This window comes from Nocardioides sp., assembly GCA_037045645.1.
GTDB lineage: Bacteria > Actinomycetota > Actinomycetes > Propionibacteriales > Nocardioidaceae > Nocardioides.
Genome location: JBAOIH010000001.1, coordinates 579,293 through 603,631, shown reverse-complemented (window position 1 = coordinate 603,631; position 24,339 = coordinate 579,293). Strand labels below are relative to the sequence as shown.

Annotated in this window: 22 protein-coding genes; 10 read left to right on the top strand and 12 right to left on the bottom strand. The window is 67.5% G+C overall.

The window, feature by feature from the left end; all coding sequences use genetic code 11:
* Positions 1 to 26: 26 nt before the first annotated feature.
* From glmM to rplM, 3 genes are all read right to left on the bottom strand, one after another.
* Complete coding sequence (glmM, locus tag V9G04_02905) at positions 27 to 1,385, bottom strand: phosphoglucosamine mutase (GenBank protein ID MEI2712254.1); 1,359 nt, start codon at positions 1,383 to 1,385, stop codon at positions 27 to 29.
* Positions 1,386 to 1,406: 21 nt separating this feature from the next.
* Positions 1,407 to 1,850 carry a 30S ribosomal protein S9 gene (rpsI, locus tag V9G04_02900; GenBank protein MEI2712253.1) on the bottom strand — a complete coding sequence of 148 codons (444 nt, stop codon included), beginning with the start codon at positions 1,848 to 1,850 and terminating at the stop codon, positions 1,407 to 1,409.
* 89 nt (positions 1,851 to 1,939) lie between these two features.
* On the bottom strand, positions 1,940 to 2,383 hold the full coding sequence (rplM, locus tag V9G04_02895; protein ID MEI2712252.1) for a 50S ribosomal protein L13: 444 nt from the start codon (positions 2,381 to 2,383) through the stop codon (positions 1,940 to 1,942).
* Between the two features lie 431 nt (positions 2,384 to 2,814).
* On the opposite strand from rplM, the gene V9G04_02890 reads away from it, so the two are divergent.
* The 4 genes from V9G04_02890 to V9G04_02875 all read left to right on the top strand — a co-directional run bounded on the left by V9G04_02890 (position 2,815) and on the right by V9G04_02875 (position 7,096).
* Entirely contained in the window at positions 2,815 to 4,113 is a 1,299-nt protein-coding gene (locus V9G04_02890; protein ID MEI2712251.1) for a citrate synthase, read from the top strand.
* A gap of 10 nt (positions 4,114 to 4,123) precedes the next feature.
* Positions 4,124 to 5,290 (top strand): MFS transporter, encoded by a 1,167-nt coding sequence (locus tag V9G04_02885; protein MEI2712250.1) that lies wholly within the window; start codon positions 4,124 to 4,126, stop codon positions 5,288 to 5,290.
* A gap of 62 nt (positions 5,291 to 5,352) precedes the next feature.
* Positions 5,353 to 5,883, top strand: coding sequence for a copper chaperone PCu(A)C (locus tag V9G04_02880; GenBank protein ID MEI2712249.1), 531 nt, complete (start codon positions 5,353 to 5,355; stop codon positions 5,881 to 5,883).
* A 10-nt stretch (positions 5,884 to 5,893) separates the two neighbouring features.
* Complete coding sequence (locus V9G04_02875; GenBank protein MEI2712248.1) at positions 5,894 to 7,096, top strand: Dyp-type peroxidase; 1,203 nt, start codon at positions 5,894 to 5,896, stop codon at positions 7,094 to 7,096.
* 4 nt (positions 7,097 to 7,100) lie between these two features.
* Here V9G04_02875 and V9G04_02870 read toward each other — a convergent pair whose 3' ends face one another.
* Positions 7,101 to 8,312: a lipase family protein gene (locus V9G04_02870; protein ID MEI2712247.1), complete on the bottom strand. Its 1,212-nt coding sequence runs from the start codon at positions 8,310 to 8,312 to the stop codon at positions 7,101 to 7,103.
* A 140-nt stretch (positions 8,313 to 8,452) separates the two neighbouring features.
* Between V9G04_02870 and V9G04_02865 the strand changes: the two genes are divergently transcribed.
* On the top strand, positions 8,453 to 9,604 hold the full coding sequence (locus V9G04_02865) for a trypsin-like peptidase domain-containing protein (GenBank protein ID MEI2712246.1): 1,152 nt from the start codon (positions 8,453 to 8,455) through the stop codon (positions 9,602 to 9,604).
* On the opposite strand, the gene V9G04_02860 is transcribed toward V9G04_02865, so the two are convergent.
* The 4 genes from V9G04_02860 to V9G04_02845 all read right to left on the bottom strand — a co-directional run bounded on the left by V9G04_02860 (position 9,601) and on the right by V9G04_02845 (position 13,826).
* The gene (locus tag V9G04_02860) at positions 9,601 to 10,164 is read right to left on the bottom strand and encodes a hypothetical protein (protein MEI2712245.1); all 564 of its coding nucleotides are present in this window, start codon (positions 10,162 to 10,164) and stop codon (positions 9,601 to 9,603) included. The two genes, V9G04_02865 and V9G04_02860, sit on opposite strands and share 4 nt — an antisense overlap.
* On the bottom strand, positions 10,164 to 10,562 hold the full coding sequence (locus V9G04_02855; protein MEI2712244.1) for a hypothetical protein: 399 nt from the start codon (positions 10,560 to 10,562) through the stop codon (positions 10,164 to 10,166). The genes V9G04_02860 and V9G04_02855 overlap by 1 nt, the downstream gene beginning before the upstream one ends.
* Positions 10,562 to 11,389, bottom strand: a complete 828-nt coding sequence (locus tag V9G04_02850; GenBank protein ID MEI2712243.1) for a hypothetical protein — start codon at positions 11,387 to 11,389, stop codon at positions 10,562 to 10,564. Before V9G04_02850 ends, V9G04_02855 begins: the two co-directional genes overlap by 1 nt.
* Before the next feature lie 712 nt (positions 11,390 to 12,101).
* Positions 12,102 to 13,826 carry an ATP-binding cassette domain-containing protein gene (locus V9G04_02845; GenBank protein ID MEI2712242.1) on the bottom strand — a complete coding sequence of 575 codons (1,725 nt, stop codon included), beginning with the start codon at positions 13,824 to 13,826 and terminating at the stop codon, positions 12,102 to 12,104.
* Positions 13,827 to 13,888: 62 nt separating this feature from the next.
* On the opposite strand from V9G04_02845, the gene V9G04_02840 reads away from it, so the two are divergent.
* On the top strand, positions 13,889 to 15,148 hold the full coding sequence (locus V9G04_02840; protein ID MEI2712241.1) for an Nramp family divalent metal transporter: 1,260 nt from the start codon (positions 13,889 to 13,891) through the stop codon (positions 15,146 to 15,148).
* An 8-nt stretch (positions 15,149 to 15,156) separates the two neighbouring features.
* Here V9G04_02840 and V9G04_02835 read toward each other — a convergent pair whose 3' ends face one another.
* Together V9G04_02835 and V9G04_02830 are read right to left on the bottom strand one after the other, a co-directional pair.
* Positions 15,157 to 15,942 (bottom strand): DeoR/GlpR family DNA-binding transcription regulator, encoded by a 786-nt coding sequence (locus V9G04_02835; GenBank protein MEI2712240.1) that lies wholly within the window; start codon positions 15,940 to 15,942, stop codon positions 15,157 to 15,159.
* A complete protein-coding gene (locus V9G04_02830; GenBank protein MEI2712239.1) occupies positions 15,939 to 17,768 on the bottom strand; it encodes a DUF5107 domain-containing protein in 1,830 nt (609 codons plus the stop codon). Before V9G04_02830 ends, V9G04_02835 begins: the two co-directional genes overlap by 4 nt.
* A gap of 67 nt (positions 17,769 to 17,835) precedes the next feature.
* Between V9G04_02830 and V9G04_02825 the strand changes: the two genes are divergently transcribed.
* Genes V9G04_02825 through V9G04_02810 form a run of 4 tightly spaced genes read left to right on the top strand, consistent with a single transcriptional unit; the run spans position 17,836 to position 22,560 of the window.
* Positions 17,836 to 18,738: a sugar isomerase gene (locus tag V9G04_02825; GenBank protein ID MEI2712238.1), complete on the top strand. Its 903-nt coding sequence runs from the start codon at positions 17,836 to 17,838 to the stop codon at positions 18,736 to 18,738.
* Positions 18,735 to 20,822 carry an ROK family protein gene (locus V9G04_02820; protein ID MEI2712237.1) on the top strand — a complete coding sequence of 696 codons (2,088 nt, stop codon included), beginning with the start codon at positions 18,735 to 18,737 and terminating at the stop codon, positions 20,820 to 20,822. Before V9G04_02825 ends, V9G04_02820 begins: the two co-directional genes overlap by 4 nt.
* 8 nt (positions 20,823 to 20,830) lie before the next feature.
* The gene (locus V9G04_02815; protein MEI2712236.1) at positions 20,831 to 21,739 is read left to right on the top strand and encodes a hexose kinase; all 909 of its coding nucleotides are present in this window, start codon (positions 20,831 to 20,833) and stop codon (positions 21,737 to 21,739) included.
* Entirely contained in the window at positions 21,736 to 22,560 is an 825-nt protein-coding gene (locus tag V9G04_02810) for a class II fructose-bisphosphate aldolase (protein ID MEI2712235.1), read from the top strand. Before V9G04_02815 ends, V9G04_02810 begins: the two co-directional genes overlap by 4 nt.
* Position 22,561: 1 nt before the next feature.
* On the opposite strand, the gene V9G04_02805 is transcribed toward V9G04_02810, so the two are convergent.
* Entirely contained in the window at positions 22,562 to 23,407 is an 846-nt protein-coding gene (locus V9G04_02805; GenBank protein ID MEI2712234.1) for a carbohydrate ABC transporter permease, read from the bottom strand.
* Positions 23,407 to 24,315, bottom strand: a complete 909-nt coding sequence (locus tag V9G04_02800) for a sugar ABC transporter permease (GenBank protein MEI2712233.1) — start codon at positions 24,313 to 24,315, stop codon at positions 23,407 to 23,409. The genes V9G04_02805 and V9G04_02800 overlap by 1 nt, the downstream gene beginning before the upstream one ends.
* Positions 24,316 to 24,339: the final 24 nt, after the last annotated feature.

Below are 24,339 nucleotides of genomic sequence, written 5' to 3'. Positions count from 1 at the left end.
TAACTCAACACCAAGCGAGGGGCAACTCAACTCTTGGGCAGCGGCAGCCGAGCGCGGACGACGTCGGCCAACCGATCCGCGACCGACTGCGCCTGGTCAGGAGTGCCGGCTTCCACCATCACGCGGATCAGATTCTCGGTGCCGGAAGGACGCAGCAGTACGCGGCCGGTGTCGCCCAACGCGACTTCCTCGGCCTCGACGGCGGCCACAAGTCCGGAGTCGGTGGCGAAACGCTGCTTGTCCACGCCCGACACGTTGACCAGCACCTGCGGCAGTCGGGTCACCAGCGACGCCAAGGACGCCATCGACTCCCCCGTCACCGCCATCCGCTCCAGCAGGTGCAACGCAGTGAGCAGGCCGTCACCGGTGGTCGCGTACTCGCTCATGATCACGTGACCCGACTGCTCGCCGCCCAGGCCGAAACCGTTGTTGCGCATCGCTTCGAGGACATAGCGGTCGCCGACGTTCGTGCGGACGACCTTGATGCCCGCCTCGTCCATGGCGTTCACGAACCCCTGGTTGGACATCACCGTCACGACGACCGTGTCGTCGGGCAGGTGCCCACCGGCCTTCAGCGAAGTCGCCAAGATGGCCAGGATCTGGTCACCGTCGACCACGTTGCCGTCGGCATCGACCGCGAGGCAGCGGTCGGCATCGCCGTCGACTGCGAAGCCGACGTCGGCGCCGTGCTCGCGTACGGCTGCCTGCACCGGCCCGAGGTGGGTGGAGCCGCAACCGTCGTTGATGTTGAGCCCGTCAGGTGCGGCGTGGATGGCGATGACCTCGGCCCCGGCGCCTTCGAGCGCGCGCGGACCGACCGCCCAGGCGGCGCCCTCGGCACAATCCAGCACGACCTTGAGACCGGCAAGCGGCTTGGTGGTCGTGCCGATCAGATGCTGGGCATATTCGGTGACTGCCGAGGTGTAATGCGTGACCCGACCGACGTCGCCGCCCGTGGGGCGCTGCCAGGGCTCCTTCATCCGCGCCTCGATAGCGATCTCGGCCTCGTCGTCGAGTTTGACGCCACCGCGCGCAAGGAACTTGATGCCGTTGTCGGGCATCGCGTTGTGGGAGGCCGACAGCATCACGCCGAGATCGGCACCGAGTTTGTCGGTCAGATAGGCCACGCCCGGGGTCGGGAGCTCACCGAGCAGCAGGACGTCGACGCCGGCAGATGCCAGGCCCGCGACGACAGCAGCCTCAAGGAACTGGCCCGAAATGCGGGTGTCACGCCCGACGACCGCGACAGGACGATGCCCGGCGAAGTCGCCGCGCTCGGCCAGCACATGTGCAGCGGCAACGGAAAGGTCCAGGGCCAGCTCAGCGGTGAGTGCACCGTTGGCCAGACCCCGGACCCCGTCCGTGCCGAAGAGCGACTTTCCCATGAGGAGGAAGGCCTTGCTCGATCAGCGCTTGCTGTACTGAGGCGCCTTGCGGGCCTTCTTCAGACCAGCCTTCTTGCGCTCGATCGCGCGAGCGTCGCGCGTGAGCAGGCCGGCCTTCTTCAAGGTCGGGCGGTTGGACTCGACGTCGATGGCGTTCAGCGAACGCGCCACGCCCAGACGCAGCGCGCCGGCCTGGCCGGTGATGCCGCCGCCGTGGATGCGCGCGATCACGTCGAAACGACCCTCAAGGTGCAGCGCGGTGAACGGCTCGTTCACGACCTGCTGGTGCAGCTTGTTGGGGAAGTAGGAGTCGAGGGTGCGGCCGTTGATGCGCCACTGGCCGGTGCCAGGGACGATGCGGACGCGAGCGACGGCCTCCTTGCGACGGCCGGTGGCCGCGCCGGGGGCGATGGTCGCGGGGCGGGCCGGGTCGGCCGCCGGGCTGCTCTCGGAGGAGTACGCCACGCCGTCCTCGTTGACCTCGTAGGTCTCCTCGGCGTCGACGTTGGTGTTCTCGGTGCTGTTCTCAGACACTTGATTGTTTCCTTCGTCGCTTACTGGGAGACCTGGGAGATCTCGAACGGCTGGGCCTTCTGGGCCTGGTGCGGGTGGTTCGGGCCGGAGTAGACCTTCAGCTTCTTGATGATCTGACGACCGAGGCGGTTCTTCGGGAGCATGCCCCACACCGCCTTCTCGATCGCCTTGCGCGCGTCCTTCTCCAGGACCTCCCCGATCGGGGTCGCGGTCAGACCGCCCGGGTAACCGGAGTGGCGGTAGGCCATCTTGGTGGTCTTCTTGTTGCCCGACAGCGCCACCTTCTCCGCGTTCACGATGACCACGAAGTCACCGGTGTCGACGTTGGGGGCGAAAATCGGCTTGTGCTTGCCGCGAAGCAGATTCGCGGCGGTGGTGGCGACCCGGCCCAGGACTACGTCCTCGGCGTCGATCACGTGCCACTCACGCTGAATATCAGCGGACTTGGGGGCGTACGTGCGCACGGCTCATCCTCACTTGTTCGTGGAACCCGAGCCGGGGACCCGGCCGGGCAATGCAGCGACGACTGACGAACACTGCCCATCGATCGGCCCTTGATGAGGGAGCGGCTCAACGGGTCTGCCCTCGCACCTGCGTGCGCACGTGCGGGAGCGGCAGAAGTCGCGACCAGCAGATTACGGCGTACGTTCGCGGCCGGCCAAATCAGCGAAGTCGGAGTTGGCGCGCCCAGCCCCGAGACCCGGACGCGCCGACCCCGGAAACGGGCGGCACGGCGACCGTCGACCTCGTCGCCGCAACCCTCGCGGCCACGATGCGCCGCATGGATCCACAGTGGCAGTGCGCCGGGACCGGAGGACACACCCGAAGGGGTAACTCGGTCCGTCCGCTGGTCACCCAGGTTTCGACGCCGGGCCGCGCTCGGTAGGTTGAGAAGGTGACCGACACCACGAACTCCCTCACTGTCCGGGACAACCGCACCGGTCAGGAGTACGACATCCCGATCACCGACGGGACGATCGCCGCCAAGGACCTGGGGCAGATCAAGGTAGCCGAGGACGAACCGGGTCTGGCGACCTACGACCCGGGCTTCGTCAACACCGCGTCGACCAAGTCGTCGGTGACCTACATCGACGGCGACAAGGGCATCCTCGAATACCGGGGTTACCCGATCGAGCAGTTGGCCGAGAAGTCCACGTTCCTCGAGGTGGCGTACCTGCTGATCAACGGGCATCTGCCGTCCAAGCAGGAGCACGACGAGTGGGTGCACAACATCACCTACCACACGTTCGTCCACGAGAACGTGAAGTCGTTCATGCACGGCTTCCGCTACGACGCCCACCCGATGGGGATGATGATGGCGTCCGTCGCGGCGCTGTCGACGTTCTACCCCGACGCGCGCGACATCCAAGACGAACACACCCGCGAGATCCAGATCATCCGGATGATCGCCAAGCTGCCGACACTGGGCGCCTGGGCGTTCCGGCACGCACAGGGCAAGCCATTCGTCTATCCCGACAACGACCTGGGCTACACGGCGAACTTCTTGTCGATGCTGTTCAAGATGAGTGAGCAGAAGTACGAGGCCGACGAGCGGCTCGTACGCGCTCTCGACACGCTCTTCATCCTGCACGCCGACCACGAGCAGAACGCCTCGACCAACGCCGTACGCTCCGTCGGCTCGACCCAGGTCGACCCCTACTCGGCCGTCTCGGCCGGGGTGGCGGCGCTCTACGGCCCGCTGCACGGTGGCGCCAACGAAGCGGTTCTGAAGATGCTGCGTCGCATCGGCAGCAAGGACAACATCTCCGACTTCATGCAGGGCGTGAAGGACGGCAACGAACGTCTGATGGGCTTCGGCCACCGCGTCTACAAGAACTACGACCCGCGCGCCAAGATCATCAAGAAGTCGGCCGAAGAGGTCTTCGAGGTCACCGGCACCAACCCGCTGCTCGACATCGCGCTCGAGCTGGAGAAGATCGCGTTGGAAGACGAGTACTTCGTCTCCCGCAAGCTCTACCCCAACGTGGACTTCTACTCCGGCCTGATTTACGAGGCGTTCCAGTTCCCGCCGGAGATGTTCACCGTGCTATTCGCGATCGGGCGTACGCCGGGCTGGCTCGCGCAGTGGCAAGAGCTGGTCACCGACAAGGAGCAGAAGATCGCCCGGCCCAAGCAGATCTACACCGGGGACCGGACACTCGACTTCACACCCTCCAGCGAGCGCTGGAGCTAGTGCCCAGACCTTGAGCCGCAGCGTCTGGGGCTACCGCGGTATGCCCGACCTGGGCGTGGTCGCGGTGACCGGCTTCAGTGGGTACGCCGTGCTGCTCACGACCGCTCCACTGTGGGCCGTGCACGGAGGCGCCAGCGAGGCGGGCGCTGGGCTGGTCAACGGCGTCCTGCTCAGCGCGACGGTGCTGGCGCAGCTGCTGGTGCCGCGGGCGCTGCGCCGTTGGGGAACCGGGCCTGTGCTCTGTGTCGGGCTGCTTCTTCTCGGAGCGCCCGCGCCGGCGTACCTCCTCGACGAGGGCCTGGCCCTCAACCTGCTGATCTCGGGCGTACGCGGTGCGGGCTTCGGCATCTTGACGGTCACCGGCTCGGCGGCAACGGCGCATCTGGTGCCGCCGGCACGTCGCGGCGCCGCGATCGGGGCGTTCGGACTCTGCGTCGCGATCCCCAACCTGGCGCTGTTGCCCGCCTCGGTGCCCCTGGTCGAGCGGTGGGGCTTCACGCCGGTGTTCCTCACCGCCGCGCTGCCGGTGCTCGGCGTCCCGGCCGCCTTGCGCCTGGGACGAGCACTGCTCGAGGGGGGCCACGACCGGCCCGATCCGGACGAAGCGACCCCGGGCCGGCGCGCCTTGCTGGCGATCGTGGCACCTACCCTCGTGCTGTTCGCGGTCACGATGGCCGGCGGGGCGATCATCTCGTTCGCACCGCAGTTCACCAGCCCCGGGACCGCGGCGCTGGCACTGCTTCTGCTGGGCGCGACATCGGCGCTCTCGCGTTGGCTGATCGGCTCCGTGGCCGATCGACTCGGGGCGCGGCAGTTCCTGGCTCCGCTGCTGGGCCTGGCCGCGGTCGCGACGGCTGCCTGCGCCTGGGCCATCCACGCCGAGCATGCGGTCGCCCTGGTCGCTGCGGCCACCACGCTCGGGTTGTCGTACGGCGCGTTGCAGAACCTGACACTGGTCGTCGCCTTCGCCTCCGTAGCTGCCCATCAGGTGCCCGCGGCGTCGGCCGGATGGAATATCGGCTTCGACGCCGGCACCGCGGTGGGTTCGGTCGTCGCGGGGGTGATCGCCGCGACGTACGGTTTCCCGGTCGCCCTGGCGGTGATGGCCGCCGGGTGCGCGGTAGCGGTCTGTGCCGTCGGCTTCACCCGGGCCGACTCGCGCGGGCGAGCTATCTGATGCGAGCCGGCTGTGATCGACATCTCGCAATACCCCCAGCGGTATCCGGCTACGGTGAGGGCATGCGGAACAGAATCGGGATCAGCGTCCTTTTCGTCATGTTGATCTCAGCCTTGGCCGCCTGCGGCTCGGCAGAGACGCCGACCGGCAAGGACAACTCGGCGGGAAAGGTCGAAACCAGTTATGGCTGGGTCCGAGCGACGACCGGCACTCAAGACCCGTCGATGTCAGCGGCTTTCATGGTCATCGACAACCAGACCGACGAGGACGTCACGCTGGTGGGAGCCTCCTCTCCCGTCGCCGGCATGGCCGAGATCCACGAGATGGTGATGGGCGAGGACGGCGCCATGGTGATGCAGAAGTCCGAGACGGGACTGACCATCGCGGCGGGCCACCTGGACGAACTCAAGCCGGGCGGCTGGCACGTGATGTTGATGGATCTGAACCAGGAGCTCAAACCCGGTGACGAGGTGGACCTCACCTTGGAGTTCGGCAACGGCGACAAGTTGGACGTGACCCTCCCGGTGAAGGAGTTCACCGAGGAGGACGGCCACTATCACACCCATTCACCGTCACCCTCGCACTCGAGTTGAGGCGTTCGCGGTGACCTCGTCTCGTCCGTCTCGTCGCGGTCTGCTCGGCTACGCCGGAGCGGGCGGAGCGGGCCTGCTCGCCGGCGTGGGAGGTGCACTGGCGCTCTCCGGCCAAGACGAGGCAGTCGCCACCGTCTCCCCCACCGTGCCCGGTCGGATCAGCCCGTACGGCCTGCACCAGCCGGGCGTCACGTCGCGCACCCCGCGTGCCAACCGACTGCTCGCCTTGGACCTCAGGCGAGATGTCGACGCCGAAGCGTTGGGCCGGCTGATGCGGCAGTGGACCGGGACGATCGAAGCGGCCACCCAGGGGCATGCGCCGCCTGGCGACACGATCCGCGACCTCGCCCAAGACAACGTCGACCTGTCCGTGGTGGTGGGCTGGGGACCGCGACTCTTTCGTCGTCTCGGTCTGGCTGCTCCTGGCGGTCTCTCCCCCGTGCCGGCCTTCCGCCACGACAAGCTCCTGGAACGCTGGAACGGTGGCGACCTGCTGGTGATGGTGGGCGCGGCCGACGACACCAGCGTGGTGCATCTCGTACGCCGGCTGATGCTTGATGCCGAGCCGTTCGCCCGACCCCGCTGGGAGCAGGTGGGATCGTGGCGGGGCCTGGACGCCGACCAGGCCCCGACGACCGGGCGCAACCTTTTCGGACAGGTCGACGGCACCGGGAATCTGCGGCCCGAGGACCCGCTCTTCGACTCCACCGTGTGGGCCAAGACACCCGACTGGTTCGCCGGGGGCACCACGCTGGTCGTACGCCGCATCGAGATGGACCTCGACGTGTGGGAGTCGCTCACCCGAGACGAGATGGAGCGCTCCGTCGGGCGCGACCTTGATACCGGGGCGCCGCTGACCGGCGGGTCGGAGCGCGACCAGCCGGACCTCTCCGCACGCGACAGCGGTGGCCGTCTCATCGTGCCTGCCGACTCGCACGTACGCCGGTCACACCCGAGCCAGAACGGCGGCGCGAGGATCCTGCGCCGAGGTCTCAACTACACGGAGTTCGACGCCGCGTCCGGGCGCAGTCACGCCGGGCTGATCTTCTGCAGTTTCCAGGCCGACATCGCCACCCAGTTCGTGCCCTTGCAGCAACGCCTGGACGAGGGTGACGCGCTCAACGAGTGGACGACCGCGATCGGCAGTGCCGAGTTCGCCATCCTGCCCGGATTCGAGCGCGGCGGCTGGTTGGGCGAGCGGCTGCTCGGCTAGCCCCTCACAGGATCCAGCAGTTGCTCCACTGCGGCAGGCCGGCGAAGCGCGCCTCGAAGAAGCCGTACATCTCGGTCGAGGTGGCCAGCATCCCGCCCAGGTGACCAGGGTTGAGGTTGGTGGAGAAGCGCACGTTCGCACCCTTGGCACACCACGACTTGGCCATCGCCTTGCCCTGGTCGTAGGGGATCGTGTCGTCGAGCGCCGAGTGGGTCACCAAGACCGGGAAGGCCGGCTTGAGGGTGCCGATCCGCTGCTGCTCCACCATGGTGCGCCACGGCTCGGAGTCCATGATCTGCACCAGCGACTGGCCGGAGTCGGTCAGGGTCGACGACTTCACGAAGGAGTTGCTGAACAGGTCGAAGACGCAGTGCCCCTCGATCTCGTCCATCTTCTTGTCACCCAGGTCGTTGGTGACCGAGTGGGGGTCGATGCCGTACGACTGCGAGAGGCCGCGGGCTGCGTAGAGGAGGAACTCCGCCCACATGGTGCCGTCGATCTTCTGCGCCACCTTCTTGAGGTCGGCGGGGACGGCGCCGACCGAGGCTCCCTTGATCGAGAGTTCGGGGGCGTACGACGCAGCGAGTTCCGCGGCCGACGCCGCGGCGCCACCACCTTGCGAATAGCCCTGAAGACCGACCGGGTTGAGGCTGCTCAAGCCGGTGCCGGAGAGCCGCTGCGCAGCGCGTACGGAGTCGAGCACAGCGCGGCCCTGGGAGACCCGATCCATGTAGGTGTGTACCCCGGCAGTGCCCAGGCCCTCGTAGTCGGTCATCACCACGGCGTAGCCACGAGCCAGCAGCCCCGAGATGAACGCCCCTTCGTACTCCAGACCCTCGCTGAACTGCCGCGAGGGGGCGCACTTGTCGGCCATCCCCTGGGTGCCCGCGGCATACCCGATGACCGGGCGCCGGCCGAAGCCGAACCAGGCAGCCTTGGGTACCAACACCGTGCCGGAGACCGCGATCGGCTTTCCGACACGGTTGGTGCTGCGATACAGGATGCGCCACGAGTTCATCGCGACCGTGTTGGCCTTCAACGGGTCGAGTTTGTAGGTCATCTGCTCGGAACGGATGACGGCACCGTTGGTGCTGGGCAGCACGGACGGCGCCTCATAGAAGGTTGGTCGCGGCGGCTCGACCACCGCATTGGCGGGCGCGGTCAACACCGTCGCGAGGAGGGCAACACCAACAACGGTCGCGAGTCTGCGCAGCATGAGCGAACACTAGGTTGGCGTAACAGACTGTTGCAAGATCTTCGTCCATGGGCGTACGTCACACGTGCGCGCTTGCTCTCTTGACGAATCCGCAGCGCAGTCTCAGCCGACTCACAGGACGTCGCGAGATGTTCGTAGGTATGAACGACACCCAAGCCTTCTATCCCCCGTTCCCCCAGCAGCCCGCGCCTGCACGTCGGCCGAGGCGTACGGCCTTCGCGGCAGGCGTGATCACCGCGTCGCTGCTCGTGGGCGGCAGCGCAGGGGTCGGCGGCGCGGCGCTGTGGGATGCCACCCACGACGACGCCGCGACCACCAGCCAGCGGGCGGCCAACGAGGTGTCACCCGCGGCTCCGGCCAAGGTGCAGACCGGTTCCATCGAGGAGGTCGCCGCGAAGGTGCTGCCCTCGGTGGTGCAGATCAAGTTGGTCACGTCCCAGGGTGCGGGCTCCGGCTCCGGCATCATCTTGACCCAGGACGGACAGATCCTGACCAACCACCACGTCGTCGAAGGTGCGGACCAGGGCGGTCGACTCACGGTGTCGTTCAACGACGGTACGACCGCCAGCGCCACCGTCGTCGGCACCGACCCGCTTACCGACACGGCCGTCATCAAGGCCGACGGCGTCAGTGGCCTGACTCCTGCACAGATCGGTTCGTCCGACGCCCTGCTCGTCGGGCAGCCGGTCGTCGCGGTCGGCTCCCCCTTCGGCCTGGACGCCACCGTGACCAGCGGCATCGTCAGCGCCCTCGACCGCCCGGTCAACGTGAGCACCGACGAGGCCGGGAACGCCACGACTTACCCCGCGATCCAGACCGACGCCGCGATCAATCCCGGCAACAGCGGTGGCCCGCTCGTGGACATGAACGGCGACGTGGTCGGGATCAACTCCTCGATCCGTACGGCCAGTTCCATGTCGGGCGGTCAGGCGGGTTCCATCGGCCTCGGCTTCGCCATCCCGATCGGCGAGGTGCTGCCGATCGTCGAGCAGATGCAGGCCGGCGAGACGCCGACCCACGCACGACTCGGCATCACGGTCGGCGATGCTGCCTCAGATGCCGGAGTGTCCGGCGCGGTGCTCCGCTCGGTCTCGCCCGGCGGCGCAGCCCAGGACGCGGGTCTGCGTGCGGGCGACGTGATCACGAGCATCGACGACACCCAGATCACCGGCGCCGACTCGCTGGTCGCCACCATTCGAGCACATCGTCCGGGCGATGAGGTACAGATCGCGTACACCCGTGGCGGCAAGGCCGGTGACGTCTCCGTGACGCTGGAGTCCGACGCCGACTAGCCGGCTCCCGCCAGGTCGGCGGTGAGGTTCGTGATCGCGGCTTCGAGCTTGGCGGTCGCGTCACCAGCGGGTCCTGCTGAGTTCTGACCGCGTACGCGCAGCACTCGCCCATCGGCGAGTTCGACGAAGGTCGTCACGAGCAACATCTGGGCCTGCTCGTCCGCGTTGACGATCAGGTGACCCGGCTGACCACCGAACTCCGGCTCGCTCGACGACACCTCGCGACCGCCGATCTCGTTGTCGACCTCGTGGGCCACATCGGTCTCGGCGCTCAGATAGTCGGCCGAGATGACAACCTCGACACCGGGCGACATGAAGGTGCAGGACTCGTCCGCGCCCGCTTCTCCGACAATGTCAGGCTCCAACTTGTCGACACCGAGTTCGCTTGCGGTCCTGGTCAGATCTGCCGACGCGCATTCGGCGGCACCAGCCGCAGTTTCGGTCGAGAGCGCGCTCGATGCCGAGCTCGGCGACTTGTCGGGGTCGGAGGATTCCCCGCCGCAGGCGCTCAGCATCAGCGCAGTGGCAGCGAGCGATGCCACGGTCGTACGCAGACTCATCACTTCTTGGTGCCCCAATCGGCCAACTCGGCCATCCGCTTGCCGATGTCGCGCGAGCTCTGCTGGATGGCTGCTTGCAGGATCGACATTCCGCCAGGTTCTGGACCTGGATCGGCCCAGAACTGCTCCCAGGTCGTCTTGCCGTCTCGGACGCGATCGAACAATCGCCGGAACACGGCAGGTGCATCCGGTGCACCGGTGACCTGTTCAAGCGCCGCAACGATGTCGGGATCCAGTGGTTGCCCGGCGTCCTCTTCGAGGATCCGCTCCACAAGTTCGTCGATCTCGTCCAGGCGGTTCAGCAACCGGGTCGTGCTGTCGTGGGACTCCAGTTCGTCGAGGACCTCCGCGGTCGATTTGTCGTCCGCAGGCGGGGTTGAGGCATCGAAGATCTCCATCACTGTGCTCCACTCTCGCGGTCGTGCCTCTTGGGCAGCTTCGGCCCCGCGATATTGGCGTTGGCTGGCGTGCCGTTGGCCAAGGCCGCATCCTGCATCGCCTGGTTCACGTCAGCATGGAAGTGGTCCATGACGTGTTCCCAGAAGTTCTTGTCATTGGCTCCGGACTCCTCGACCGCGGAGTCCAACTTCTTCTCCAAGTCGTTCCAGGCCTCGCCGTCGGGATCACCGAAGTCCTCCTTCAGCGAGTTCAGTTGCTTCTTGATGTCAGCGGTGTCGGTCTGCATCAACTTGTCGAAACTCACCGAACCGCGCGCCTGAGGCAACTGCTTGATCATGTCGGAGATCTGGCTGATCGTGGCCAGCCGGTCAGCCTCAGTCTGCGCCCATGTCTTGACATCGTCGGCCAGATCGAAGGCCAATGCGATGATCTTGACGGTCGTCTTGACATCGTCGATCACTTCTTTGAAGAAGTCGGTGCCCTTTTCGGCCAGGTCCTTGAGCGTGGTGAAGATCAGCACGGCGGCGTTGATCCGCTTGAGGATGAACTTCGAGAGTTTCAGCAACTTCTCGCCCAGCACCCGGATCATCTTCTCCACCCGGATGGCGAGCTTTTCCGACAACTTGGCGATCGAGGCGAAGACCTTGGCCAGGCCCTTCATCACGCCGGAGATCAGCAGTGTTACCGAGCTGTAGAGCATCGTGTGCTGATACAGCGCGGTGCCGGCCGCGCCCCGCATCACCGCGGTGCCCTTGGCTGCCAGCAGCGCGAAGTTGCCGGCCCAGGTCTCCAACGCCTTGGAGAAGCTTCTGGGCGGCGATGCCATTGGCCTGGATCCGGTAGTAGTTGCCGGACAGGGGGAAGACGATGTACTCCTCCAGGCTGGTGTTCGGGAGGCGCTCGACAAAGTCGATCCCCTTGTCGCGGCACCAGTCGATGCACACGTTGATGTCGTCGCGCAACGCGTCCCAGCCCGCTGACACATCCTGGAACTTCTTGTTGTGTTCCTTGGGGAACTGCTTCTTCATCCCCTCGGGTTCGTCCAGGTGGGCGGCGACGTCTTTGACCGAGATGCCGCGGACGTTCAACCCCGGGCCCTTCTGGCCCCAGTCGACGGCTTCGCCGATGCCGTCGACCGTGAGGTCGTTGTCCTTGATCATCTTCTGGAAGTTGTACTGCGCGGCGCCATCCATCAGGTCGAACCTCTTGGCGCTCACCGCGACCGCTTGAGCGAAGTCGACGTACCGCTGTTCAAACGTGGTCACCACTGTCGAGAAGTGCCCGACCATCGTGTCCATCATGTCGGCGAGTGGCTTCAGAGCACAGGTGTCGTACGCGAATCCGCTCTTGTTGCAGACCTGGTCGTTGAAGTAGGTCTCCAACTCGGTCACCTGCACACCGACCTCTTCGACGTCCTCGAAGAACATCGGCAGGTTCTCCCACTCGAAGGTGATCGTCTCGCCCACGTGCCCCACTCCCGGATAGCGGATCTGTCGGCGAGCCTTCTGCCCTGGCAGCGGGGTAGGGAAACCCGTGCGTCAGCGTGCCCTTGTCACGCGGCCCTCGTCCCACACCGGGCCGTCGGATTCGTACACCGCGCCGTCGGCGCCGTAGACCAGGAAGCGGTCGAAGCCGCGAGCGAACCAGCGGTTGTGGGTCACCGCGAGCACCGTGCCCTCGAACGATTCGAGTCCGGCCTCCAGGGCTTCGGCGCTCTGCACATCGAGGTTGTCGGTCGGTTCGTCGAGCAACAGCAAGGTCGCGCCGGAGAGTTCGAGCAGCAGGATCTGGAAGCGCGCCTGCTGGCCGCCGGAGAGCGACTCGAAACGCTGCTCCCCCGCATGGGCTAGTTCATAGCGATCCAGGACCCGGGCTGCCTGCTCGCGGATCAGTCCGGCTCGATGCTCGTCGCCTCGATGCAGGATGTCGAGCAGGGTGCGACCGACGAGTTCTGGGTGGTCGTGGGTCTGGACGAACCAACCGGGGCGTACGCGCGCGCCCAGGCGCGCCTTGCCCGTGTGATCGACCGGCTTGATGGTCTCGGCACCGACCGGCAGGTGTTCCTTGTCAGGGTCCGAGCCACCCGCGGCGAGCAGGCGCAGGAAGTGGCTCTTGCCCGAGCCGTTGGAGCCGAGCACCGCGACCCGTTCGCCGTACCAGACCTCCAGATCGAACGGCTTCATCAGACCGGTGAGTTCGAGGTCCTCGCAGACCACCGCGCGTTTGCCCGTACGGCCGCCCTTGAGGCGCATCTTGACCTGCTGCTCGCGGGGTTGCTCGATCGGCGGTCCCGCCTCCTCGAACTTCTTCAAACGAGTCTGGGCGGCGCGATATTGCGACGACATGCCGTCGTTGTATTCGGATTTGATCTTCAGCCGCAGCACCAGCGCCTTGATCTTGGCGTGCTCCTCGTCCCAGCGACGGCGCAACTCCTCGAAGCGCGCGAAGCGATCCGTGCGGGCCTCGTGATAACTCGCGAACCCGCCGGGGTGCGTCCAGACCAGGTTGCCTGTCCCCAGGGGGGCGCCGCCAGGCGACCTTCTCGAAGGGCCTGCGTGGCCCAACTCGACCGTGACGACCCGGGTCGCGGTGTTGTTGAGCAACTCGCGGTCATGGCTGATGAACAGGATCGTCTTCGGCGAGGCGTTGATCTTGTCTTCGAGCCAGATCTTGCCCGGCACGTCGAGATAGTTGTCCGGCTCGTCGAGCAGCAGCACCTCCTCGGGGCCGGCGAGCAGGTACTCCAGCACCAGTCGCTTCTGCTCACCACCGCTGAGCGTGGCCAGCGAGCGGTGCTTGGCCCGGTCGTACGACAACCCCATCGCCGCGGTCGTGACCACGTCCCAGGTGACCTCGAGGTCGTAGCCACCAGCCTCGGCGTACTCCGCGAGCGCCGTGGCGTACGCCATCTGGGTCTTCTCGTCCTCGACCTCCATCAACCGCAGTTCGAGCCGGTCCACCTCGGCGGCCGCCTGCCGGATGCGTGCCGACGCGACGCTCAGCAACAGGTCCGCGACCGTCTCGTCCGCGCCGCCGTGACCGACGAACTGACGCATCACGCCCAGGCCCCCGGAGCGTACGACTGCTCCTGCGCTCGGTGTCAGATCACCGGTGATGATCCGCAGCAGCGTGGTCTTGCCGGCCCCGTTGGCCCCCACGAGCGCCACCTTCGCGCCGTCGCCCACGCGAAAACTGACGTCGTCGAGAAGCACCCGCCCGTCGGGCAGATCGAACCTGACAGCAGAGACCTCCACGTGACCCACGAGGGACGATTGTCCGGCATCGGGTCGTGCGGTCGCACCTCGGTTTGTGATTGGGTCGGAAGATGTCTGCTGACTCGGAAGCCGGGCAGGTGCCTGCCGCACGTTGGAAGTTGATCGGACCGGGCCTGGTGGTGGCGGCCACCGGCGTGGGAGCGATCGACCTGGTCGCCACGTTGATCGCGGGCCAGAAGTTCGAATACTTGCTGCTCTGGTGCGTCGTCGTCGGCTGCCTGATGAAGATCATCCTGGTCGAGGGTGCAGGCCGCTTCAGCCTCGCGACCGGCCAGACCATCTTCGAAGGCTGGCGCTCGTTGGGCGCGTGGACGACGTGGTACTTCGCGCCGTACATCGTGATCTGGGGCTTCGTCTACGGAGCGGCCGCGATGGCCGGCACCGGGCTGCCGCTGTATTCGTTGCTCGGCGGGCTGTCCGTCACCTGGTGGGGCATCCTCTCCGGGCTGATCGGACTCGCCCTGGTCTGGGGCGGCAAGTATGCGCTGTTCGAGAAGTTCCTCGGGGCACTGATCGGATTGATGTTCGTGACCATGGTGGGCGCCGCGCTGATCACGCTGCCGAACCTGCCGCAACTGCTCAACGGCCTGGTCCCCCGCATCCCCGACGGCGGGCTGATCAACGTGCTGGCACTGGCCGGCGGCGTGGGCGGCACCATCACGTTGGCGGCGTACGGCTATTGGCTGCGCGAGAAGGGTTGGTCAACGCCGGCCTTCATGAAGGTCATGCGCATCGACAACACGGTCGCCTACGTCGTGACGGGGATCTTCGTGCTCGCCACGCTGATCGTCGGGGCCGAACTGCTCTATTCGACGGGCATCGCGATCGACACCAAGGACAAGGGCCTGCTCGACCTGTCCGAAGTGCTCGCCGATCGCTATGGCCGTTGGGCCGGCAAGGTGTTCCTGATCGGCTTCTGGGCAGCCGCCATGTCGTCGCTGGTCGGGGTCTGGAACGGCGTGAGCATGATGTTCGCCGACTTCATGGGCAACATCACCGGGAAGTCCAGTGACCACGAAGACTCCCGGGCCGGGGGCAAGTGGTATCGCGCCTACATCCTGTGGCTGACCTTCCCGCCGATGATCATGATGTTCCTGGGCAGGCCGGTATGGCTGATCTTGGCGTACGGCGTGCTCGGCTCGTTCTTCATGCCGTTCCTGGCCATCACCTTGCTGTGGCTGCTCAACAGCGATCGGGTGCCTCGCGAGTGGCGCAACAAGTGGGTGTCGAACGTGCTGATGGGGATCTGTGCGATCGCCTTCATCACGCTCGCGGTCAACGAACTACGCAAACTGATCACCGGCGGATAGCTCAGGGCTCAGACAGTCGTGACGTCGACACCGGCTTCGCGCAAGCCCTCGACCAGGTCGGTCGGGGCGGTCGTGTCGGTGATCAACGCGTCGACACGGTCGAGGCCGCAGATGCGCGCGAGCGACACTCGGCCGATCTTCTCGGCGGTCGCCACGACCGTGACGCGTTGAGCGTGCTCGGTCATCTCCGAATTGATCCCGGCCTCACCGAGGTGTCGACAGCTCGCCCCGTCGGGACCCAACGCGTCGACGCCGAGGAAGAGGTCCTCGACGAGCAGGTCCTTGAGGACGCGGCTGGCGAACGGACCGTGCAACTCGTACGACTGTGGGCGCGCGACGCCGCCGATCACGACCGTGCGCACACTCGGTCGGAGCACCAGGTCGCTGGCGATGTTGAGGGCGTTGGTGACGACGGTGGTGAACTCGCTGGCCTCGGCCAGATCCGTACGGGCGGCGAAGCGACGTGCGATCGCCGTGGTCGTGGTGCCACCGTTGAAGGCGACGATCGATCCCGGCGCGATCCGCGCGGAGGCCGCGATGGCGATGCGTTCGCGAGGATCGTCGGTGGACGTGCGGTACTTCGCCGGCAGGTTGTAGGCCACCGAGGTGGCCACGATGCCGCCATGCGTACGCGAGGCCAACTGTCGGCGCGCCAGCTCGCCGAAGTCGCGGCGTACGGTCGCTGCACTGACCCCGAGCAGATCGGCCGCCTCGGCTACCGACAGCGCCGAGCGTTCGGCCAGCGCGTCGAGCAGCAGGTGCCACCTGGCCGCCTGATCGGGTTGCGTACTCACGGGTCGGTCTCCTCGGTCACCATCCGGAAGTCCAGGTGCGCAGGCAACGGCTCACCGGGACAGACCTGAGCCCAGAGCCGGTCCAACTCCCGAGAGCCTTCCGGGAGGTCAGGCACGATCAGATCATCCAACATCGCGCGTGCCGATGCCGAGTCGCCACGCATCGCGTGGGCCTGTGCGCATCGGAGCCGAGTGCTGCCGTGTCGACGGATGCCCTCGGGCAGCGCCTCGGCCCAGTCGAGCACGTCATCGGCCCGGGCCTGATGCACGAGCAGATCGAGCGCCTCCGTGGCCAGCGAGCGGCAGTCCGGTGCGAGGTCGAGCGCGCGGCGATAGTGGATCAGGGCCTGGTCGGGATCCTGCGAGAGTTGAGCCAGACCGCGCTCGGCGGTGAGGTTGGGCCGGATCGCGCGCGAGCGCTCGTACGCATCTTTGGCCGCGGCTACTTCATCGCGGCACTGGAGGTTGAAGCCGAGCGCGGCCAGTGGCCACCAACCCGTCGCGCCCTCCAGTCGCTGCCACCAGAGATCGGAGACCGGCGGCAGCGGCTCGGCGCCTTCGGGATCGGTGCCGTGGAGGGCGGCCAGCGCCACCGCGCTGTCGTCGGCGACCACGTCGAAGGGCAGGGCCGGGTTGGGCGGTTGTTCGCGCAGGGTCGACTCGACGTGTCCCCAGCCGCTGCCACCCCAGACGCGCGCATCGGGAGCGCGGTCGGCGACGGCACGCAGCCAGGCCGTGTGGCGGGCTTCGAGGTCGGCCACCGACTCCTGCTCGGCCAGGCAGGCACTCACGGCGGCGACCACGTCGTCGTACGGCCCCTGGCTGCTCACCTCGACCGCGCCGAAGGACTCGGTCCAGGAACGCTGACCTCCAGCCGGGATGACGCCGTAGTCGAGTTGGGTGGGGCAGGCTCCCGCCTGGATCTCCAGATAGCGCTCCCCCGGGCCGCTGAGCCATTCCTGCCACCGCTCGCCGCCGGCGCCGCGGCCCCAACAGAAGAGCTTGCGGCCGACGAGTCCGGACGTGGAGCGTTGCGCGAAGCCGGAACCGTCCGGCTCCAGCGCGGCGACGAAACGTACTCCGTCGGGCTCCAACTCGGCCGGGTCGAAGAAGTAGTCCGCCGAGTGGTCCGACTGCGCGGGCCGCGTCGTGTCCTCGTCGAGGTCGACCTTGGCGAGCCCCCCGTCGTACGCCGACATCCAGGCCGACCGTGCGGGCGCGACCACGCGACTCAGCGACGTCTCGGGAGCCGCGATGTTGGTCCAGTAATAGAGCGGCTTCTCCTCCTGATCGGGGTTGAGGATGCGAGTCGAGGCGAGCAGGCGACGTCCGTCAAGGGTCAGGTCGATCTGCAGGACGAGGTCGTGGCCGCGCTCCCACTCCCACAGGCGCAGCACGTCGCCGCCCTCGAGTTCGAGGACAGCTGCGTGGAGAGGTCGCGTGGACAACGGCGAGTGACCCGTGGAGCCGAGGTTCCACTCGATGCCGCCGGCGAACCACGCGTCGCTCAGGCCGAAGTTGGCGAATCGCAGCACCGAGTTGCGGTGCAGCAACTCTCGCCCGAGCGTGTGGTCGAAAAGTGACCAGACCCGGCCGCCGAGCGTGGGCAGCACCAGCGCGGTCACCTGGCCGTTGGTGAGTTCGAGGGCCGGAATCTCGCGCTCGGTCAGGTCGCGGCCGTAGTCACTGAAGCGCGCGTACGGCAATTCGGTGCCTGGTGCGGCCAGCGCGCGGATGGGCTGGAGGTGGGCCAGCCGGTCGGGCGCGCCGAGTTCGGCGGCGGGGATCCGCAGGGTGGTCACGCGTACTTTTGTGGAGTCAGGCATCGTGATTGTTTCTGCTCGTCTGTCAAGGAGGATTGACAATACCAATCATCCTCCCAAGGATAGAAGGGTGAATCAGAGCGCGATGGTGACCGAGATGTCGACTCAGCCGCAGAACTGGCGCGATGCCCAGGGGCTGGCCAAGAAGTACGCGGACCTGCTGCCCGCGCCGGGCGAGCGGGTCGCGATCCTCGGCTGCGGCACGTCGCTCTATGTCGCGCGCACCGTCGCGGCGATGCGCGAGAGCCGGGGCCAGGGTGAGACCGACGCGTGGCCGGCCGGTGATCCGGTGCTGGATCGACCGTACGACCGGGTAATCGCGATCAGTCGCTCCGGCACGACGACCGAGGTGCTCCAGGCTCTCGAGGGACTGCGCGACCGGGTCCCTGTCACCGTGATCACAGCGGACCTCAGCACCCCCATCGCCGACCTGGGTGAGGTGATCTCACTGGCCGACTACGACGAGGAGGCCGTGGTGCAGACGCGTACGGCCACCACCGCGATCGCGATGTTCCGTTGGCACCTGGGTGATGACGTCAGCGTCGCCGCCGACCAGGCCGAGGCCGTCCTCGCGCTGTCGGACGACGAGATCGCCGAGGTTCTCGCGCCGGTCCGCTCCGCCGAGCAGATCGCCTTCGTCGGGATGGGCTGGGCTTTCGGACTGGCCGAGGAGGCCTCCTTGAAGCTCAAGGAGGCGACCCAGTCCTGGACGGAGTCCTATCACCAGACCGAGTTCCGCCATGGCCCGATCGCCAACTCCGCACCGGGGCGAGCCGTGTGGGCGTTGGATTCCTTGATCCCCGACTTCGCCGCGGATGTCGAGCGTACGGGTGCTGCTCTGCTGGCCCATGACCGCGACCCGCTCGCCGAACTCGTGCTGGTGCACCGCCTGTGCGTCTTGCGCGCGGGCGACAAGGGCCTCGACCCCGGCCAACCGCGCAACCTGACGCGCTCGATCATCTTGTCCTCATGACCCAGCGGCCAGCTGAGGAGTCCGACCCGGCCTCGGCCCTCGGCCCCGTGCTGGCCGTCGATGTCGGCGGTACGACGATGAAGGCCGAGATCCAGGCGGCTGACGGCGCGGTGCTGGCACGCTCCACGGCACCGACACCACGCGGCGCCGCGGTGGTGCCAGCCGTGGCAGGCCTGGGGCGAGAGTTGCTCCCGGTTGTTCCTGGCGTGAGCGCGGCGGGGATCGTCGTCCCCGGCCTGGTGGATCCGGTCGCGGGCGTCGCCCGCTACAGCGCCAATATCGGTTGGCGCGACCTGGCCCTGACCGACCCCCTGTCCCACGAGTGGGGCCTCGACGTGCGGCTGGGCCATGACGTGATGTCGGGGGCGGTCGCCGAGATCAGCCTCGGCGCCGGTCGCGGCCACGCGGAGGCACTCTTCGTGATCTTGGGTACGGGTGTCGCGGCGGTGGCCGTGTCGGGTGGCCGGATCCTCACCGGTGCTGGCGGCCAGATCGCCGAGTTGGGTCACATCGACATCCCCGGCGGAGCGCCCTGCCCGTGCGGTGGTCGCTCGTGCCTGGAACCGGTCGGCTCGGCGGCAGCGATCGCGAAGCGTTATGCCGAGGTCTCGGGTCGTGCCGGGGTCGGGGCCGACGAGGTCGCGCGGTTGGTCGCCACCGATCCAGACGCAGCCGATGTCTGGGACAGCGCTGTGACGGCGCTTGCCGAGGCGATCGGCATCGTGTCGCTGCTGCTGGCGCCGTCCGTGGTCGTGCTCGGCGGCGGCCTCGCGCAGGCCGGGGCGGTCCTGGTCGCCCCGCTGGCTGACGCGTTGGAGTCGCGGGCACGGATCCACCCGGTGCCAGCAATTGATCACCGCGTCGTTCGGTGCCAGAGCGGGCGTGGTCGGCGCGGGCCTGCTGGCGCGAGGAGGATGGCCGACATGACAGCCACGAGCACGGGGCAGGCGACCGCCCTGCGAGGCCGGGTCGTCCTTCCCGACGAGATCGTCGAAGACGGCGTCGTCGCCTTCGACGATGACACGCTCTCCTATGTCGGTCCCGCCGGCTCGTGGACCGGCGCCGCCCCGCGTCGGGTCCCACTCATCTCCCCCGGACTCCTGGACAGCCATTGCCACGGCGGCGGCGGGCACAGTGTGACGACCGGCCTGCTCGAAGACGTACGCGCGGTCGCGATGCATCACCTGGCCCATGGCACCACCACCATGCTGGCGTCGCTGGTCAGCGCCGACCCGGACACCATTGATGCCGCGGTCGCCGCGATCCGTGACGTGGCGCGCGAAGACGGGCCGATCGTCGGCAGCCATCTGGAGGGGCCGTTCCTCGGAGTCGGACACTGTGGGGCGCACGACCCGGCCGTGCTGCTCGATCCCGATCCCGAGCTGACCGGCCGCTGGCTGCGTACGGGCGACGGCACCCTGCGAATGATGACACTGGCACCCGAACTCCCCGGAGCGCAGGCGGTGATGGACCTGCTCGTCTCGCAGGGGGCGATCGCGGCCGTAGGGCACACCGACGCGTCCGCAGCAGCATTCGCCGCCGCTCTGGCCGGACCGGCCGACACGGTTACCCATCTCTTCAACGGGATGGCGCCGATGCACCACCGCGAGCCCGGACCGGTCGCCGCGGGCCTGGCGGCGGTGTCTGCTGGGACCGCACGCGTGGAACTCATCGCCGACGGCACCCACCTTGCCGACGAGACGGTGGCGCTGGTGTTCGCTCTGGCACCGGACGACGGGGTGCTGCTGATCAGCGACGCGATGGCGGCTGCGGGCATGCCCGACGGAGAGTACGACCTCGGCCCGCTTCGGGTGGACGTGCGCGATGCCGTGGCCTGGACCCGCGGCGACAAGCCCTCGATCGCCGGCTCGACCGCGCACTTGAGCGATGTCGTACGCCGGTGCATCGTCTCGGCCGGACTCGACCCGGTCGCGGTGCTGCGCGCCGCCACGACGAACCCGGCCGCCTCGCTCGGCCTGACCGACCGAGGTCGCCTGGCGACGGGTCTGCGCGCCGACCTGGCCGTCTTCGACGACCAGTGGCACGTGGTCGAGGTCTGGCGTGCGGGGGAACAGATCCGATGATCCTGACCGTGACGGCGAACCCGGCCTGGGACGTGACCTACACGCTGCCCGCGTTGCACGTCGGCCAGGCCCATCGGGTCACCGACGTCGTGATCCGTCCCGGGGGCAAAGGCATAAACGTCGCGGCGGTGCTGCACGCCCTGCACGAGCCGGCGTGTGCCACGGGTCTGGCGGCCGAGGATTTCGCGGCAGCGGTGGCCGCGCGGGGCATCACCTCCGACTTCGTGACGTCCCTCCCGTCGGTCCGGCGCACGATCGCGGTGGTGGCCCAAGGGGACACGACCGGCTTCTGGGAGGCCGGTGCGGCGGTCCCTGCGACCGCTCTGGACGATCTGGTCGTACGCGTCCACGATCTGCTGCCCGAAATCAACTGCCTGGTCGTCTCCGGGAGCCTTCCGCCCGGGGCGTCCGACGATCTGGTCGCGCGGTTGGCCCGCGGCGCGCTGGCCGCCGGCAAGCCCGTCATCACCGACACCTCCGGGGCAGCGCTCATGGCAGCCGCGCAGGTGCCGGGCGTCGTCTTGATGCCCAACTCCGAGGAGTTGCGCGAACTTGTCGGTCCCGTCGAAAGCCTGGACGATGTCGCCTCGCACAGCCGCCGTCTGGTGGCCGAGGGCGTGGGTACGGTCATCGCCACCCTCGGTGCGGACGGCATGGTGCTGACCTCGACCGACGGGCAGTGGCACGCCCGCTCCCCCGAGACCGTCACCGGGAACGCGACCGGCGCCGGTGACGCCGCCGCGGCGGCGATCGCGCGCGGACTCGCCGCCGGCCGTCCTCCCGCCGAGGTTGTCGCCGACGCCGTGGCGCTCTCGGCAGCGGCGGTCGCGGCACCGGTGGCCGGCGACTTCGACCGCGCGACGTACGACTGCCTCAAACCCCGCATCCTGGTGACCCATCTGGAAGGAACCCGATGACCCTGGCCCGCATGGCCGACGTGATGACCGCCCACGTGGGCGCCGTCGGTGCGTTCAACGTGATCCAACTCGAACACGCCGAGGCCATCGTCGCCGGGGCCGAGGCCGCCGGGCTGCCGGTGATCGTGCAGATCTCGGAGAACACCGTGGCCTATCACGGCTCGCTCGCTCCGATCGCGCGCGCCAGCCTCGCACTGGCCGAAGCCGCTGCCGTCCCGGTCGTGGTGCACCTCGACCACGCGACCCGGACCGACCTGATCGCCGAGGCGATCGACCTCGGGATCGGGTCGGTGATGTTCGACGCCTCGCACCTGGATCACGCCACCAACCTGGAGCAGACCGCGGCCGTTGTCGCGTCGGCGCACGAGACCGGCGTCTGGGTCGAATCCGAGCTCGGCGAGGTCGGCGGCAAGGACGGCGTGCATGCGCCGGGTGTGCGTACGGATCCCGACGAGGCTGCTGCGTACGTCGCGGCAACCGGTGTGGATGCTCTCGCCGTCGCCGTCGGTTCGAGTCACGCGATGCTCACGCGCGACGCGGTGCTCGACGACGCACTGATCGCCGCACTGGCGGCCGTCGTGCCCGTACCGCTCGTGCTGCACGGCTCCTCCGGCGTCCCCGACGCCGGACTGGCCAGCGCCGTCGGCGCGGGGATGCGCAAGGTGAACATCGCCACCCATCTCAACAAGGAGATGACCTCGGCCGTACGCACGGCGCTCGCTGCGAACGAGCAGTTGGTGGACCCCCGCAAGTATCTGGGCCCAGGACGCGACGCCGTCGCCGCCGAGGTGACCCGATTGCTGGTGTTGTTGCGGGGTTGACCTACTTCAGGCTGCCGCTGGTCAATCCGCCCTGGATCTGGCGATAGAAGATCACATAGACGATCACGACCGGCACCATCGCGATCGCCAGGGCTGCGAACATCACACCCCAGTTGCCTTCATAGCGTTGTTGAGCCAGCAAGGTCGCGATGCCCTGGGCGAGCACCGGCTTCTCCGGCGAGAGGAACGCCGGCAGGATGAACTGGTTCCACTGGCCGAGCACGTTGAAGATGCCGATGCTGAGCAGGCCGGGCTTGGCCATCGGCAGCATCACCTTGAAGAAGGCCTGGCTGTGCGAGCAGCCGTCGAGGATCGCCGCCTCCGCGATGCTGGTCGGCAACGTGCGGAAGAACGCGTACATGAAGAAGACGGTGAACGGCAGGGAGTACGCGACGTAGACCAGGATCAGGCCGGTGTAGGTCGACAGCAACCCGAAGCCCTGCACGACGAAGAAGAGCGGGACGATCGCCAAGAAGACCGGGAACATCATCCCAGCGGCGAAGAGGTAGTAGATGATGCGGTTGCCGCGGAACTCATAGCGCGCCAGGACATAGGCCACCATCGAGCCGAGCAGCATCGTGAGCAGCACGCCGCCGGTAACGACGACGACGCTGTTGAGCAGATATTCGCCGACCCGGCCGCGGCCCCAGGCCTCGGCGAAGTTGGACCACTTCCACTGCTCGGGCAGCGACCACGGGTGACCGAAGATCTCCCGCGAGGTCTTGACCGAGCCGAGGAGCGCCCAGAAGAAGGGCACCATCACCAGCAGCGACCACAACATCAGCACGGCATGGCTGGTCGCGACCGCCATCCGGTCGCCGCGCTCGGACTGGCGTACGTCACTCATCAGAACTCCACGCGATCGCGTCGGGTGATGCGCAGCATGATCGCGGCGATCACGAGGGTGATGAAGAAGAGCACGACGCCCATCGCCGAGGCGTAGCCGGCGCGCCCGAACTGGAAGCCGTTCTGGGCGATCTGCAGCGACATCACCTGGGTGGCGTTGTCAGGACCGCCGGGGCCGACCGTCATCACGGCCACCAGGGCATAGAGGTCGAGCGCCAGGATCGCCAGGTACACCCATGAGGTCTGGACCGTGTCCCACAGCAGCGGGAGTGTCACGCGCGCGAAGCTCTGGAACCTGCCCGCACCGTCGATGGCGGCGGACTCGAAGAGTTCACGCGGCACCGAACTGATCGCCGCGTTGAAGAGCACGAGATAGAAGCCGACGCTGCCCCACACGACCACCCAGATCACCGACCACAGCGCCAGATCGGGGTCGGCCAGGAACCTCTTGGTATCGAGCCCGAGGAAGCCCAGCGCCGAGTTGGCCAGACCGGTCTTGGTGGGCTCGAGGATCACCGACCAGATCACCGCGATGACCGGGATCGACAGCACCTGGGGCATGAAGAAGATCAGTTTGTAGAAGCCGCTGCCCTTGATGCCCCGGATCCCGGCACTGGCCGAGCCCCCGACGTTGAGCAGGAAGGCGTACACCAACGCGAGAAACACCGTGAGGGCCGGGACGACGAGCAGCAACAGCGCGTTGTTCTTCAAGGCCGCCAAGAACACCGAGTTGTGGGCCAGGCGGCGGAAGTTCTGGAAACCGACGTACTCGAACTCCGGCGTGATGCCGGTCCAGTTGGTCAGGGAGTAATGAAATGCCTGGACGAACGGAGAGAGGACGAACACGGCATAGAGCAGGAGCCCCGGAGCCAGGAAGCCCACGATGAAGGGGATCCGCCCATGCTTCACGCGCCCGTCCTCTCTTCGTACGTT

Bases quoted from the DNA above. Each gene is read 5' to 3' on its own strand.
- glmM (MEI2712254.1), bottom strand. From the start codon at position 1,385: ATGGGAAAGTCGCTCTTCGGCACGGACGGGGTCCGGGGTCTGGCCAAC.
- V9G04_02880 (MEI2712249.1), top strand. From the start codon at position 5,353: ATGCGGAACAGAATCGGGATCAGCGTCCTTTTCGTCATGTTGATCTCA.
- V9G04_02870 (MEI2712247.1), bottom strand. From the start codon at position 8,312: ATGCTGCGCAGACTCGCGACCGTTGTTGGTGTTGCCCTCCTCGCGACG.
- V9G04_02865 (MEI2712246.1), top strand. From the start codon at position 8,453: ATGAACGACACCCAAGCCTTCTATCCCCCGTTCCCCCAGCAGCCCGCG.
- V9G04_02860 (MEI2712245.1), bottom strand. From the start codon at position 10,164: ATGAGTCTGCGTACGACCGTGGCATCGCTCGCTGCCACTGCGCTGATG.
- V9G04_02855 (MEI2712244.1), bottom strand. From the start codon at position 10,562: ATGGAGATCTTCGATGCCTCAACCCCGCCTGCGGACGACAAATCGACC.
- V9G04_02850 (MEI2712243.1), bottom strand. From the start codon at position 11,389: ATGGCATCGCCGCCCAGAAGCTTCTCCAAGGCGTTGGAGACCTGGGCC.
- V9G04_02840 (MEI2712241.1), top strand. From the start codon at position 13,889: ATGTCTGCTGACTCGGAAGCCGGGCAGGTGCCTGCCGCACGTTGGAAG.
- V9G04_02830 (MEI2712239.1), bottom strand. From the start codon at position 17,768: ATGCCTGACTCCACAAAAGTACGCGTGACCACCCTGCGGATCCCCGCC.
- V9G04_02820 (MEI2712237.1), top strand. From the start codon at position 18,735: ATGACCCAGCGGCCAGCTGAGGAGTCCGACCCGGCCTCGGCCCTCGGC.
- V9G04_02810 (MEI2712235.1), top strand. From the start codon at position 21,736: ATGACCCTGGCCCGCATGGCCGACGTGATGACCGCCCACGTGGGCGCC.
- V9G04_02805 (MEI2712234.1), bottom strand. From the start codon at position 23,407: ATGAGTGACGTACGCCAGTCCGAGCGCGGCGACCGGATGGCGGTCGCG.